Genomic DNA, 14,118 nt, shown 5'->3' with positions numbered 1-14,118 from the left:
GGGGGCTACATCGTCTTAATGGACTAACGGATATGGCCGATTATCGTCCGATCGGACGAGGCATTGCGGGGCGCAGTTCGCTAGCGTCGGTTGATCGAACCGGTGTATCAGAGGACTTATCCATGACGTTCAGCAGCACTGCTCCAGAACAGCTGACCAGCCTGTTGGCGGCGCAGAAAAAAGCCTTTGTCGGCGCAGGCCACGTCAGTGCCGAGCTGCGTCGGGAGCGCATCCAGCGGGTGATCGAGTTGCTGGTGCGCTTCCAGCAGCCGCTGGTCGAGGCCATGGATGCCGACTTTGGCGGCAGGCCCCAGGGCTTTTCGTTGATGAATGACGTGCTGGGTTCCCTGGCCTCGCTCAAATACGCCCGCGACCATCTCGAGCACTGGGTTGCAGACGAGCCGCGCCAGGTGTTTGCGCCCTATGACCAGTTGGGCGCCAAGGCCTGGGTGATGCACCAGCCCAAGGGCAGTATCGGCATTCTCGGCACCTGGAATGCGCCGCTGTTCACCTTGCTCAGCCCCTTGGCCTGCGTGCTGGCGGCGGGTAACCGGGCGATTCTCAAGCCCTCTGAAGTGGTGCCGCGTACCGCCGATGTGCTTGCCGGGGCTTTTGCCGAGCTGTTCGATCCGCTGGAAATCGCCGTGGTCACCGGCGACGCCGAACTGGCGCAAGTGTTTACTGCGCAAGCCTTCGACCATCTGGTGTTTACCGGCAGCACTGCGGTGGCGCGCTCGGTGATGCGCAATGCGGCGCAAAACCTGGTGCCGTTGACCCTGGAGCTGGGCGGCAAGTCGCCAGTGATTATTTCCCGCAGCGCCGATCTGGCCAAGGCGGCCTTCAGCATTGCCGTGGCCAAGGCCAATAACGGCGGGCAAATCTGCATCAACCCGGACGTGGTGTATGTGCCCCGCGAACAGATGGAAGATTTCCTTGGCCTGCTGGGCGCGGCCTACAGTGAGCTGCTGCCCGCCACCGACGCCAATCCTGACGTGGTTGCGGTGGTCAACGACCGGCATCTGCAGCGTATCGAAGGCTATGTGCAGGACGCCCGCCAGCTTGGCGCGCGTGTCGAGCGCTTCCCTCGGGCTCTTGAGGTCGACGCGCTCACACGCAGGCGCCCGTTGCAGGTGGTGATCAATCCGCCCCGCGACAGCCTGATCCTGCAAGAAGAAATTTTCGGTCCGGCACTGGTGCTGTTGCCCTATGAGCAGCTTGACCGTGCGCTGGCCGATATCCATTCACGCGAGCGCCCGCTGGCGCTGTACTACTTCGGGCAAAGTGAAGAAGAGCAGCGTCATGTGCTGCAAAACACGATTTCCGGTGGGGTCAGCATCAACGACGTGATGATGCATGCGGCTTTGCACGATGCGCCTTTTGGCGGTATTGGCGCCTCGGGCATGGGCCATTACCACGGCCGCGAAGGCTTCCTGGAGTTCAGCCATATGCGCACCGTGTACAAGGCTGCGGCCCACGACCCGCGCCGCGAGTGGGGCCTGTTGCCGCCTTATGGCGAGCACTTTTTACCCGCCATGCAGGCGATGGTCACCGCCGACTGAAACCCGAAATGCCCTTGTGGGAGCGAGCAGGCTCGCTCCCACAAGGGGCGTTGCTCTTTAAATAAAAACAAGATTTGCTCTGGAGATTGACCTTGCAAAACCCTGCCGAAACACCTGAACAATCCACTGGCTGGCCCCGTCGTCACGTCCTCAAAGCGGGCGCCTTGGCCGTGGGTGCCGGGCTGCTGGGGCGTTTTGCCAATGCCGCTGAAGGCACCGCCATTTCGCCCGCCGAGTACCTGGCAATGGATGCCACCGACATGGCCCGCGCCGTACAAAAGGGCGAACTCAGCCCGCACGCTCTGCTGGCAGCGGCCATGGCCCGCTGTGATGCCGTCAACCCCAAGGTCAATGCCGTCAATATGCGCCATGACGACTACGCCCAGGCACTGCTCAAGGCCCGCAGTGCCAGCGGGACTGCGAATACCGGCGCACTGGCCGGGGTGCCGATCCTGATCAAGGACCTCAACACCTACCTGCAAGGTACCCGCACCACCAATGGCAGCAGGTTGTACAAGGACGCGCCACCAGCGCCCCACACCAGTACCCTGATTGACCGCTATCAGGCAGCCGGGGCCGTGCCGTTTGGCAAGACCACCTGCCCGGAATTCGGCCTGACCACCACCACCGAATCCCTGCTGTGGGGCCAGACCCGCAACCCCTGGAACCTGGCCAAAAGCGCCGGCGGCTCGTCCGGCGGAGCTGCTTCGGCGGTTGCCGCAGGTATTGTGCCGGTGGCCCATGCCACCGACGGTGGCGGCTCGATCCGCATTCCGGCGTCTTATTGCGGGCTGGTCGGGCTCAAGCCGACGCGTTACCGCACACCAAGCGGCCCGGGCAAGTACGAGGGTTGGTTCGGTGCCAGCGTGGGCAACGTGGTGTCGCGCAATATGCGCGATATGGCGCTGTTTATGGACGTGGGGCAGGGACATGAGGCGGGCAGCCCGTATTGGGCAAAACCGCTGGTACGTCCTTACGTTGAAGAGCTGCGCACTGCACCGGGCCGTCTGCGTATCGGTGTGGTGCGTGACTCGTTGACCGGCTCGCCGCTGGACCCGGCGGTGGTCAGGGTGCTGGACGACACTGCCAAACGCCTGGCCACCCAGGGCCATGAAGTTGAAGAATTGCGCCTGAGCATCGACCCGCGGCAGTTGTTCGGAGCCCACGGCTCGGTGGTTGGCGATGCCTTGCTGACCATGGTGCACGATCGCGAGCAAGTGCTGGGGCGCAGCGCCACGGCCGATGACTATGAACGCATCACTCAGGTGGTACTGGGCAATGCCCAAAAAGTCACTGGAGAGGGTCTGTACCGGGCGCGGCAGTCGTTCGAAAGTATTGGCGGTTATATGGAAGAGCAGTTCCAGAAGTACGACGTGATCCTGTCGCCGGTAACAGCCAACATTACCCCGGACCTGGGCCTGCTGAGCCTGAACCAGCCGTGGGACAGCTATGCCCACAACGCCATGGGCAGCGCGGCCTTTACCGTGCTGGCCAACGTCAGCGGGCAGCCGGCGCTGTCGTTGCCGGTGGGCATGAGCGACAACGGCCTGCCCATCGGCATGATGTTCACCGCGCCATTGGGCGGTGAAGACGTGTTGCTGCGTTTGGGCGCGCAGATCGAGCAGGATCGGCCTTTTGCGAAGTTACCGGTGGTTTAAAAAGCGCCCTGACCCTCTCCCTCAGGGAGAGGGGATTGATTGGCGTTTGCCCTGCGGCTAGCTCCCTCTGCCTTTGGCAGAGGGTTGGGGTGAGGGCCAGCCTTCACCCGATATCCCGACTAGTCCGCTTTGACGATGATCCACAACCCCGCTGGCGGGATTATTCGTCACACACCGCCCGCGCATTCGCGCAGCGAGAGACTGACGGAGAACACACGGATGGATCAGATACGAGAGAAAAGTCCGATTGAGCTTGAGCTGCTGCAACGCGCGCGCAATTTGATACCTGCGCTTAAAAGCCGTTCAGCCCAGGCGGACAAGGACTGCAAGCTACCTGACGAAACCGTTCGCGAAATGCAGGAAGCCGGGCTGTTTCGTGCCCTGCAACCGAAAAAGTGGGGCGGCCATGAAATCGACTTGCGCACCTTTTTTGAAATCCAGATGACCCTGGCCGAAGGCTGCATGTCCACCGCCTGGGTTTATGGCGTAGTGGGTGTGCATCCGTGGCAACTGGCGCGTTACCCGGTAGAGGCGCAGCGTGATGTGTGGGGCGAGGACAGCTCGGTGCTGGTGGCCTCGACCTATATGCCCGTGGCCAAGGTCACGCCGGTCAAGGGCGGCTATCAGGTCAGCGGGCGCTGGGGCTTCTCCAGTGGCAGCCAGCATGCGCAGTGGTGTCTGCTTGGCGGCATCGTGCCGCAAGATGAAACCGGCCCTACCGAACACGGCACCTTTCTGATCCCGGCCAGCGACTACCGTATCGAGCAGAACTGGGACGTGTTGGGGCTGCGCGGCAGCGGCAGCCACGATATCGTCGTTGAAGACGCTTTTGTGCCGGCCCATCGAGTACAGCGCACCAACAATTACGGCATCGAAGCCACACCGGGGCGGCTGGTCAACACCAACCCGATGTACGCCATCCCGTTTGCCCAGGTGTTTGCCCGTGCCGTCTCTACCTCGGCCCTCGGCGCCCTGCAAGGCGCGATCAACGAGTTCCGTGACAACGCGGCCAAGCACATCGGCAAGCATGGCGCCAAAACCGCCGAAGACCCGGCCGCCCAGGCTGCCGTGGCCGAAGCCATCATCACCGTCGACTCGCTCAAACTGGTGCTGATGCGCAACTACGCCAACCTGATGGCGCTGGCCGCCGCCGGGGAATACCCGGATGTGGAAACCCGCTTGCTGTATCGCTACCAGTCTTCCCATGTGACCAATGTGTGCGCCGACCGGGTCAGTGACCTGCTGCGCTGCATGGCCGCATCGGGCTTGTACAACACCAACCCGGTGGCGCGCTTCTTCCGTGACCTGCATCAGGCTCGCGGGCATATCGCCAATAACGAGGCGGCTTACCGGCGCAGTTACGGCCTGGTGCAATTGGGCCTGCCCAACGCGGATCCGTTTGTGTGATCGGCTGATCTACATCCGGCAAAACACCTCTGACCTCAGCGCAAGGCATAACAATAATGACGGCTCACGATCAGTCTCAGTCCAGCTATGACGTAATTGTTGTCGGCTCCGGCGCCGGCGCCATGACCTCAGCCCTGTTTGCGGCTGATCAGGGCCTGTCGGTCCTGATTGTCGAAAAAAGCGATAAATACGGTGGCACTTCGGCGATTTCCGGTGGCGGTATCTGGATCCCCAACAACCACTACTTTGCCGCGCTCGGCGGGCAGGACAGCCCCGAGCTGTCGATGCAGTACCTCAAGGCGGCCACCGGCGAGCATGGCGACCCGGTGCGCCTGAAGGCGTATCTGGATCACGCCGCGCCGATGATCAAAAAGCTCACTGCCAACAGCCACGTGCGTTATGCGGTGGCCGACAAATACCCCGATTACTACCCGCAACTGCCCGGCGCCTTGCCGGGTGGTCGCACCCTGGACCCGGAGCTGTTCGACACCAGCCTGCTGGCCGAAGAACTGCCCAACCTGCGCAAGCCTTCACCCTCCACCCTGTTGATGGGGCGCATTGCCTGGACGGCCCGCGACGCGCACAAGGCCATGGCGCGCAGCTTTGGCTGGCAATGGCTGATCTTCAAGTTGATGGCGCGCTACAAGCTCGACTTCAAATGGCGGCGCAAAAGCAAGTACGACCGCCGCGCTGCGTTGGGCAGTTCGCTGGTGGCGTCGTTGCGTCGTTCACTGATGGACCGCAACGTGCCGCTGTGGCTCAACACCGACTTTCAGGATGTGGTGCTCGACGGTGACCGGGTGTGCGGCATCAAGGTCGCCACCGGCGGCAAGGTGCTTGAACTCAAGGCCCGTCGCGCCGTGATTTTCGGCTCTGGCGGTTTCGAACAGAACCAGACGCTGCGTGAGAAGTTCCTGCCGCAGCCGACCCGTGCCAGCTGGAGCGCCACGCCACCGGGCAACAATACCGGGGCAGCGCTTGAGGCCGGCATGCACATTGGCGCGGCCACCGCGCTGATGGACTGGGCCTGGTGGGCACCGACCATTGCCGTACCCGGCGAAGAAAAACCCCGCGGGGTGTTTGCCGAACGGGCGTTCCCGGGGGCTATTGTGGTCAACAGCCTGGGTCAGCGCTTCGTCAACGAAGCGGCGCCGTACCTGGAATTCGTCGACGCCATGTATCAGGACAATCGCAAGACTGATGGCCGATCAGTGCCTTCGTGGGTGATCTTCGACGGGCACTTTCGCTTCCACTACGCCATGGGCCCGTTGATGCCGGCCCAGGTGATGCCCGACAGCCGGCTGCGCAAGGAGTGGCTCAACACCGTGTACTGGAAGGCCGACAGCCTTGAAGCCCTGGCCATGCAGATCGGCGTGGATGCGCAGGGGCTGGACAGCACCGTGCAGAAGGTCAATGGCTACGCCCAAACGGGTGTCGACCTGGACTTCGATCGCGGCGGCAACGTCTTCGATCGCTACTACGGCGACAGTAATATCAAACCCAACCCGTGCCTGGCGCCGTTGCGCAAGGGGCCGTACTACGCCATGCGCCTGGATGCCGGTGATATCGGTACCAAGGGCGGGTTACTGACCAACCAGCATGCCCAGGTGGTGCGTGAGGACGGCCAGCCGATCCCCGGCCTGTATGCGATCGGCAATTGCTCGGCATCGGTGATGGGCACCAGCTACCCGGGCGCCGGTGGCACCCTGGGCCCGGCTATGACCTTTGGTTATATCGCCGCCAATCATATCGCCAGCAGCGTGCCGGCTACGGCCAGCAGCAAGGTGCGGGCACTGTCATGAGCCGAGCACAGCATACGTCCAGCAACAGCAAAATTCTCGCGCCCTTGCAGGCCGAGCGCCTGAGTGCAGGGGACTGGCACGACACCTGCGACGTGCTGGTAATAGGTTGGGGGGCGGCGGGTGCCTGCGCTGCGCTGGAGGCCAGCAGCAATGGCGCCAGGGTGATTGTGGCGGACCGCTTTACCGGCGGTGGCGCCAGTGCCAAAAGCGGTGGTGTGGTTTACGCCGGTGGCGGCACCCGGCATCAACAGGCCGCAGGTTTCACCGACAGCATCCAAGCGATGTTTGACTACCTCAAGCACGAAACCCAGGGCGTGGTCAGCGACGCAACCCTGCAAAAATTCTGCGATGACAGTGTCAGCAATCTTGACTGGCTTGAAAGCCACGGCGCGCGTTATGCCCATAGCGTGCCGCCGGGAGGGAAGACCTCATACCCGTCCGATGGCCATTTTTTGTATTACTCGGGCAATGAGCTGGTGCCTTCCCATGCCGGCACCCGGCCACCGGCCCCCCGCGGCCATCGTACGGTGGGCAAGGGCCAGTGTGGCGCGGTGCTGTATGGACATCTCAAAGCCGCGTGTCTGCGGGCCGGGGTGCAACCGCTGTTGCAATCGGCGGCACGTCGGCTGGTGGTGGATGCCAGCGGGCGGGTGGTGGGTGCCGAGTTCTGGCGCCTGCCCCAGGGCAGCCGCGAAGCGCGCTTGCATGCACGCCTGGCGGCACGGGCCGAGCGCCTGCAAAACTTCGCCCCCGGTTACTGCGACCGCCTGCGCCTCAAAGTCAGCCAGTTGGAGCGTGACCATGGCCAGCCGTTGCTGATCCGGGCCCGGCGCGCGGTTATCCTCAGCACCGGGGGCTTTATCTTCAATCGCGGGCTGATTCGCGATCATGCGCCCAACTTCAGGCGCAATTTCAAGGTGGGCGCTACCGGTTGCGATGGCAGCGGTCTGCTGCTGGGGCAGTCGGTGGGGGCCCGAAGCGAGCGGTTGAGCCGGGTGTCGGCCTGGCGCTTTATCAACCCGCCGCACTGCTGGCCCAAGGGCATTGTGGTCAACAGCAATGGCCAGCGTTTTTGCAACGAAGAGGTCTACGGCGCCACCCTTGGCCAGCCGCTGTGCGATGAGCAGGGCGGGCAGGCGTGGCTGGTGCTGGATGCGCGTTTGCGCAAACAGGCAATCCGTCAGGCGCTGTTCGGTGGCTATTGGTGGTTCCAGAGCCTGCCGGCACTGGCCTTGATGCTGCTCAAGGTGCGCAAGGGTGACAACCCGGACCGGTTGGCCAGCGTTTGCGGCATGCAGGCGGGGGAGCTGAGTGGTGCCCTGCGCGCTTACAACGCCGGTGCCCGGGGCGATGGGCCGGATGCTTTCGGCAAGTCTGAAGGCAGCCGCCAGGTGTTGGATAAGGGGCCGTTTTACGCTTGCGATATCAGCGTCGGTAACCCGATCTTTCCGCTGGGGGCGCTGACCCTGGGCGGGCTTAAAGTTGATGAAAGCAACGGCGCTGTACTCGATACCGATGGCCAGCCGATTGCCGGCCTGTTCAGCGCCGGGCGCACCGCCATCGGTGTGGCGTCGCACCTGTATATCAGTGGCTTGTCCCTGGCCGACTGCGTGTTTTCGGGGCGCCGTGCCGGCCTTGCCGCCTCAGGCAGGAACGAGCCTGGCACAACAATCGCGAGCAGGCTCGCTCCCACAGACAGTGCAAGGGTGACCTTATGAGCGCACGTGTTGCAGGCAAGGTGGCGTTGATTACCGGTGGGGCCAGTGGCGTGGGCAGGGCAACGGCGCTGCTGCTCGCCCGTGAAGGTGCCCGTGTGGTGATCAGCGATATCGATGTGGCGGGTGGCCTGGCCCTGGCTGAAGAGATCGGTGCGCAAGCATTGTTTATTGAGCATGACGCGGGCAGCGAAGCAGATTGGACGCGGGTGATCGACACCGTTCGCGAGCACCACGGGCGGCTGGATATCCTGTTCAACAACGCCGGGATCCTGCTCAAGGGCGATATTGAAAATACCGCCTATAGTGATTGGCAACGGGTGCAGCGCATCAACTCCGACAGTGTCTTCCTGGGTTGTCGCGCCGCCATAAGCCTGATGAAAGAAAGCGAGGGCGGCTCCATTATCAACATGTCTTCGATTGCGGCGGTGGCCGGACGCGATGATTACGTTGCCTACAGCGCCTCCAAAGGCGCCGTCGCCGCCCTGTCGCGTACCGTGGCGGTGTTGTGCCGCCGGCGCAAATACCGCATTCGCTGCAATTCCCTGCACCCTGACGGCATCCTCACACCGATGACCACCGCGGGCTTGCCCGCCGGGCTCGACCCGTGGAGCCTGACCATCGATGCCGACCCCATGGGGCGCATGTGCCTGCCCGAAGATGTCGCCGCCAGCGTGCTGTTTTTGGCCAGTGACGAGTCCCGCGCCATCAGTGGTATCGAGCTGCGGATCGACAGCGGCCAGTTTGTGATGAGTATCTGATATGAGCCAACCGGCGTATTTCTCCCTGCGCGTAGCGCAAATTGTGACTGAAACGGCGGACTCCCGTTCCCTGGTGTTCGATGTCCCTGCGGCCTTGCGTGAGCAGTTCACCTATAAGTCAGGGCAGTTTCTGACCCTGCGCGTGCCCTTTGAAGGCGGCTGGTTGCCGCGCTGTTATTCGCTCTCCAGCACCCCGCTGGAGGACGAGCCCCTGCGCGTCACCATCAAGCAAGTACGTGACGGTCGTGCCTCCAACTGGCTGTGTGAGCAGTTGCGTGAGGGCGACCAGCTGGAAGTGCTGGCGCCGGCCGGGGTATTTGTACCGCGGCATTTTGACAATGACTTTGTGCTGTTTGGCGGTGGTAGCGGGGTCACACCGGTGCTGTCGATCCTGCGATCGGCGCTGATTGCCGGCACAGGCCGGATCCTGCTGATTTACGCCAATCGCGATGAAGCGTCGGTGATCTTTGCCGCCGAGCTTAAAGCCCTGGCCAGCGCCCACCCGCAACGATTGCAAGTGATCCACTGGCTGGACTCGGTCCAGGGCATACCGGCGGTGGCACAACTGGCGCAGATGGCACAGCCTTTTGTGCATGCCCAGGCTTATATCTGTGGCCCCGGCCCGTTTATGGATGCGGCCGTCAGCGCCTTGCACGACATCGGCATGGAGCACGGGCACATCCACGTCGAGCGTTTTGTCTCGCTGCCGGAAGAGGGCAGTGAGGCCGCTCCGGCACCGGTCAACACCGATGTGATCGGCAGCCAGCTGTCGGTGCGCCTGGACGGGGAGGAGTACGAAGTGCCCTGTGCAGAAGGCGAAACCCTGCTCAATGCCATGCATCGCGCCGGCCTGAAACCGCCCAGCTCCTGCCTGGTGGGTTCCTGCGCAACCTGCATGTGTACGGTTGAGCGCGGCAGTGTCGAAATGCTGCGCAATGATGCCCTGGACCCACAAGAACTCAATGACGGCTGGGTGCTGGCGTGCCAATCGGTGCCCAGCAGCGAACAGCTGCGCGTGTGCTTTCCCGAATAACCTGCCAGACGAGTGACCGATGACTTCCAGCCTGCAACAGAGCCTGCCGCGCTCGATCCCGCAACTGCTGTTCAACGCCTCGGTGCAGCATGCCGGGCGCACGGCCATTGAAGAACATGGCCAATGCATCGACTACAGCGAACTGCCGCGCCTGGCCCTGGGCGTAACCCGCAGCCTGATGGCTCAGGGCATTGGCAAGGGCGACCGGGTAGCGATCTGGGCACCCAACGGCCGGGACTGGATCATTGCCGCGCTGGGCATTCATTGCGCGGGGGCGGTCATGGTGCCGATCAACACCCGGATGAAAGGCCCTGAAGCGGCCGATATCTTGCTGCGCAGCGGCAGCCGTCTGCTGTTTGTGCAGCCGAGTTTTCTGGGCATCGATTACCTGGCTTTGCTCGCGCCCTATCGACCGGCCAGCCTCAAGTGCCTGGTGTTGCTGGGCGAAACCACGGCGGCCAGTTCCGCCGGCCTGGACTGGGACGGTTTTGTGGCCATTGGCGCGGCCACCAGCGAGTCTGCCGCGCTGTTGCGTGCAGCCAGCGTGAATAGCGATGACCTCAGCGACCTGCTGTTTACCTCCGGTACCACTGGCAAGCCCAAGGGCGTGATGAGCGCCCATGGTCAAACGATTCGGGCCTTTAGCGAATACGTGTCGGTGATCGGTTTACAGGCCGGTGACCGTTATCTGGTGATCAACCCGTTTTTTCATGCCTTTGGCTACAAGGCGGGGTGGCTGACCTGCTTGCTGGCGGGGGCGACCATCCTGCCGCACCCGGTGTTCGACGCCGAAGCGGTGTTCCAGCGCATTGCCGCAGAGCGCATCACCGTGTTGCCGGGGCCGCCGACCCTGTACCTGTCGATGCTGGCCCATCCCAAGCTGGCGGAAACCGACCTGTCGAGCCTGCGCATTGCCGTGACCGGCGCGGCGACGGTGCCGCCGATCCTGATCGAGCGCATGCGCAGCGAACTGGGCTTTGCGGTGGTGACCACGGCCTATGGCCTGACCGAATGCGGCGGCTTGGCCACTATTTGCGACCCTGCTGACTCGGCGACGATCATCGCCAGCACCAGTGGCCGGGCGATTCCGGGCACCGAGGTGAGCATCCGTGACCCGCAAAACCGGGCTTTACCGGCGGGCAGCACGGGGGAGATCTGCCTGCGCGGTTTTCATGTGATGCAGGGCTACTTTGAAGACCCGCAGGCCACCGCTGAAACCATCGACAGTGAAGGCTGGTTGCACACCGGGGATATAGGCCAGCAGGATGCCGCGGGCAATCTGCGCATCACCGACCGGCTTAAAGACATGTTTATCGTCGGTGGTTTCAACTGTTACCCGGCTGAGATAGAAGCCGGCCTGATGGAGCATCCGGGCATTGCCCAGGTGGCGGTAATCGGTATACCCGACGCGCGTATGGGCGAGGTTGGGTGTGCGTGCGTGGTGTTGCGTCATGGTGTGCAACTGGATGAGGCAGGATTGATCCAGTGGGCGCGTGAACATATGGCCAATTACAAGGTACCGCGTGTGGTGCGCTTCCATGACGCGCTGCCGGTGAATGCGTCGAACAAGGTGGCGAAGAATGAGTTGCGGGCGGGATTCATGTAACGGGCCACCTGTGCGCTCGCCCTCACTCTGGCCTCCAGGGCCGGGGTGAGGGGGGCTTTTTCGGACATAGAACCGGACATCGACAATGGCCATAACTGTCCCCTTTTGGCCTGCCTCCCTCTGTGATCGTGCCGGGCTCTCGGCAAGAATCAACCCCGTCACTCAATAACAACAAACCACTTCGTCCTTGCCCTTGGCCTTTTGCAGGCCGCTGCCGTGTACAGAACATAACAACGATCGATTTCACGCCGAATCCGGGGAACTGAGCCATGGACACTCTGAAACGCTTGATGAGCGCCACTGTTTGTGGGCTGACGCTGCTGGCCAGTGCCGTACAGGCCGAACAGCGCGAGCTGCGGGTGTATAACTGGGCGGACTATATCCTGCCGTCCGTGCCCAAGGACTTCGCCAGACAGACCGGCATCAAGGTCACCTGGGACTCCTTCGACACCAACGAAGCCCTGGAAGCCAAACTCCTCACCGGCAATTCGGGCTATGACCTGGTGGTGCCGTCCAACCAGTTCCTCGATACCCAGATCAAGGCCGGGGTGTTCCAGAAGCTGGACAAGAGCAAGCTGCCCAACTGGCAGCACCAGGACCCGGCGCTGCTCAAGCTGCTGGACACCAATGACCCTGGCAATCAGTACGCTGTGCCCTACATGTACGGTACGGTGCTGATCGGTTTCAACCCGGCCAAGGTCAAGGCTGCGCTGGGTGAGGATGCGCCGGTGGACAGCTGGGACCTGGTGTTCAAACCCGAAAACATGGCCAAACTCAAATCCTGCGGCGTGGCGATGCTCGATTCACCTTCGGAAATCCTGCCCTTGGCCCTGCACTATCTAGGGCTGGACCCCAACAGCCAGAACCCGGCCGATTATGAAAAAGCCAAGGCGCTGATGCTCAAGGTCCGCCCCTACGTGACCTACTTCAACTCGGCCAAGTACATGACGGATATCGCCAATGGTGACATCTGCGTGGCCATTGGTTATTCCGGCAGCTTCTATCAGTTCGGCAACCGCGCCAAAGAATCGGGCAACGGCGTGGTGGTGGACTGGCGCTTGCCCAAGGAGGGCGCACCGATCTGGTTTGACACCTTCGCCATCCCTAAAAGTGCAAAAAATGTCGAAGAGGCCCACGAATTTCTCAACCACCTGCTGGAGCCCAAGGTCATTGCCGGGATCAGTGATTTTCTGGGTTACCCCAATGCCAACAAGGACTCGCTGGCACTGATCAACAAGGACATCACCGGTAACCCCAATCTGACCCCGACCAGCGAGGCGCTCAAGTCGCTGTATGTGGTGCAACCGTTGCCGCAAAAAATGGAGCGCGTGCGCACCCGGGTGTGGACCAGCATCAAGTCGGACAAGTAACCCCTCGGAGGTAGTGCATGGGGGTTATCGTCAAGTGCCGGCCAGGTTCTTACACTGGCTGCACTTAATCGAACGACGAGAAAGCACCATGCGTATCCGTGAGCTTGGCATCACCATCGGTTCGGGCACCCCGGGGGCGTACAACGCCATCACCGACGTACCGGGTGTGCGAGTGGGTCATCACACCCTCAACGTTGAAAACGGCGATGTTTCCATCCATTCCGGTGTCACCGTGATTGAGCCGCGTGCGGGAGCCACCCACCTGCAACCCTGCTTCGCCGGCGTGCATGTGCTCAATGGCAACGGCGACGCCACGGGGCTGGAGTGGATTCGCGAAGCCGGTTTGCTGACTTCGCCGATTGCCTATACCAATACCCACAGTGTTGGCGTGGTGCGCGATGCGCTGGTGGCAGCCGAGCGTGAGCTGGGCAAGCAGCACACCTACTGGTGCATGCCCGTGGTGCTGGAAACCTACGACGGCACGCTGAACGATATCTGGGGCCAGCATGTCACGGCCGAGCATGTGCAACTTGCCCTGCAGGATGCCAGGACAGGCCCTGTGCAGGAGGGCAATGTGGGCGGTGGCACAGGGATGATCTGTCACGAGTTCAAGGGTGGCATTGGCACTTCCTCGCGAGTATTGAGCCCGGAGCAGGGGGGCTGGACCGTCGGTGCGCTGGTGCAAGCCAACTATGGTGTACGCGAAGCCTTGCGGGTGGGGGGTTACCCGGTGGGTACCGTGCTGGATGACGTACCGTCCCCGTTTAAGAGCGAGAAAAATGTGGGCGTGCCGGGCATGGGTTCGATCGTGATAACCATCGCCACCGATGCGCCGTTGTTGCCGCACCAGTGTACCCGTCTGGCGCAGCGTGCCAGTGTCGGGCTGGCGCGAGTGGGCGGCGGCACTGAAGACTCCAGCGGTGATATTTTTATTGCCTTTGCGGTGGGCAACAGCAATTTGCCGGCGGCCAACTTCGGCCATCCGGGGGAGCCGACCACGGCATTGCAGATGGTCAACAACGATTACATCTCGGCGCTGTTTGTGGCGGCTGCGGATGCGGTAGAGGAGGCGATACTCAATGCCATGCTCGGTGCGGATGACCTGAGCGGATGTGGCAATACCGTTCTGGCGCTCAAGCCCGAACGGTTGCTGGCAGCGTTGCAGCAGGTGGGCTGGAAAGCCTCCTGAGGGCTGCCTCAACCTTGC

The 14,118-nt window shown here is 62.4% G+C and carries 10 protein-coding genes; all 10 read left to right on the top strand.

The features are described 5' to 3' along the window. The first annotated feature begins 122 nt into the window (after nt 1-122). The 10 genes from HBN79_RS04380 (at nt 123) to HBN79_RS04335 (ending at nt 14,100) form a co-directional block, all read left to right on the top strand. Nucleotides 123-1,559, top strand: coding sequence for a coniferyl aldehyde dehydrogenase (locus HBN79_RS04380; RefSeq protein ID WP_095038880.1), 1,437 nt, complete (start codon nt 123-125; stop codon nt 1,557-1,559). Between the two features lie 92 nt (nt 1,560-1,651). Beyond that, nucleotides 1,652-3,217 (top strand): amidase family protein, encoded by a 1,566-nt coding sequence (locus HBN79_RS04375; RefSeq protein ID WP_095000072.1) that lies wholly within the window; start codon nt 1,652-1,654, stop codon nt 3,215-3,217. 219 nt (nt 3,218-3,436) lie between these two features. Continuing rightward, entirely contained in the window at nt 3,437-4,624 is a 1,188-nt protein-coding gene (locus HBN79_RS04370; protein WP_095000073.1) for an acyl-CoA dehydrogenase family protein, read from the top strand. Between the two features lie 56 nt (nt 4,625-4,680). Next, nucleotides 4,681-6,426, top strand: coding sequence for an FAD-binding protein (locus HBN79_RS04365; RefSeq protein WP_095023322.1), 1,746 nt, complete (start codon nt 4,681-4,683; stop codon nt 6,424-6,426). After that, nucleotides 6,423-8,144 carry an FAD-binding protein gene (locus tag HBN79_RS04360; RefSeq protein ID WP_095024614.1) on the top strand — a complete coding sequence of 574 codons (1,722 nt, stop codon included), beginning with the start codon at nt 6,423-6,425 and terminating at the stop codon, nt 8,142-8,144. The genes HBN79_RS04365 and HBN79_RS04360 overlap by 4 nt, the downstream gene beginning before the upstream one ends. Then, nucleotides 8,141-8,902, top strand: coding sequence for an SDR family oxidoreductase (locus tag HBN79_RS04355; protein WP_095000076.1), 762 nt, complete (start codon nt 8,141-8,143; stop codon nt 8,900-8,902). The genes HBN79_RS04360 and HBN79_RS04355 overlap by 4 nt, the downstream gene beginning before the upstream one ends. Nucleotide 8,903: 1 nt before the next feature. Continuing rightward, a complete protein-coding gene (locus HBN79_RS04350; RefSeq protein ID WP_169916360.1) occupies nt 8,904-9,935 on the top strand; it encodes a ferredoxin--NADP reductase in 1,032 nt (343 codons plus the stop codon). Nucleotides 9,936-9,954: 19 nt separating this feature from the next. After that, nucleotides 9,955-11,541, top strand: a complete 1,587-nt coding sequence (locus HBN79_RS04345; protein ID WP_169916359.1) for a FadD3 family acyl-CoA ligase — start codon at nt 9,955-9,957, stop codon at nt 11,539-11,541. 269 nt (nt 11,542-11,810) lie between these two features. Beyond that, nucleotides 11,811-12,911: a polyamine ABC transporter substrate-binding protein gene (locus HBN79_RS04340; protein WP_095000079.1), complete on the top strand. Its 1,101-nt coding sequence runs from the start codon at nt 11,811-11,813 to the stop codon at nt 12,909-12,911. A gap of 88 nt (nt 12,912-12,999) precedes the next feature. After that, entirely contained in the window at nt 13,000-14,100 is a 1,101-nt protein-coding gene (locus HBN79_RS04335) for a P1 family peptidase (RefSeq protein WP_095024615.1), read from the top strand. Nucleotides 14,101-14,118: the final 18 nt, after the last annotated feature.

The sequence above is a fragment of the Pseudomonas sp. WS 5051 genome (assembly GCF_012985715.1).
In the GTDB taxonomy this organism is placed as follows: Bacteria; Pseudomonadota; Gammaproteobacteria; order Pseudomonadales; family Pseudomonadaceae; genus Aquipseudomonas; species Aquipseudomonas bubulae.
Note: the sequence above shows the minus strand (reverse complement) of the source record. Positions and strands in the feature narration are given on the sequence as shown.

Bases quoted from the DNA above. Each gene is read 5' to 3' on its own strand.
- HBN79_RS04350 (WP_169916360.1), top strand. From the start codon at position 8,904: ATGAGCCAACCGGCGTATTTCTCCCTGCGCGTAGCGCAAATTGTGACT.
- HBN79_RS04365 (WP_095023322.1), top strand. From the start codon at position 4,681: ATGACGGCTCACGATCAGTCTCAGTCCAGCTATGACGTAATTGTTGTC.
- HBN79_RS04360 (WP_095024614.1), top strand. From the start codon at position 6,423: ATGAGCCGAGCACAGCATACGTCCAGCAACAGCAAAATTCTCGCGCCC.
- HBN79_RS04370 (WP_095000073.1), top strand. From the start codon at position 3,437: ATGGATCAGATACGAGAGAAAAGTCCGATTGAGCTTGAGCTGCTGCAA.
- HBN79_RS04355 (WP_095000076.1), top strand. From the start codon at position 8,141: ATGAGCGCACGTGTTGCAGGCAAGGTGGCGTTGATTACCGGTGGGGCC.
- HBN79_RS04345 (WP_169916359.1), top strand. From the start codon at position 9,955: ATGACTTCCAGCCTGCAACAGAGCCTGCCGCGCTCGATCCCGCAACTG.
- HBN79_RS04380 (WP_095038880.1), top strand. From the start codon at position 123: ATGACGTTCAGCAGCACTGCTCCAGAACAGCTGACCAGCCTGTTGGCG.
- HBN79_RS04335 (WP_095024615.1), top strand. From the start codon at position 13,000: ATGCGTATCCGTGAGCTTGGCATCACCATCGGTTCGGGCACCCCGGGG.
- HBN79_RS04340 (WP_095000079.1), top strand. From the start codon at position 11,811: ATGGACACTCTGAAACGCTTGATGAGCGCCACTGTTTGTGGGCTGACG.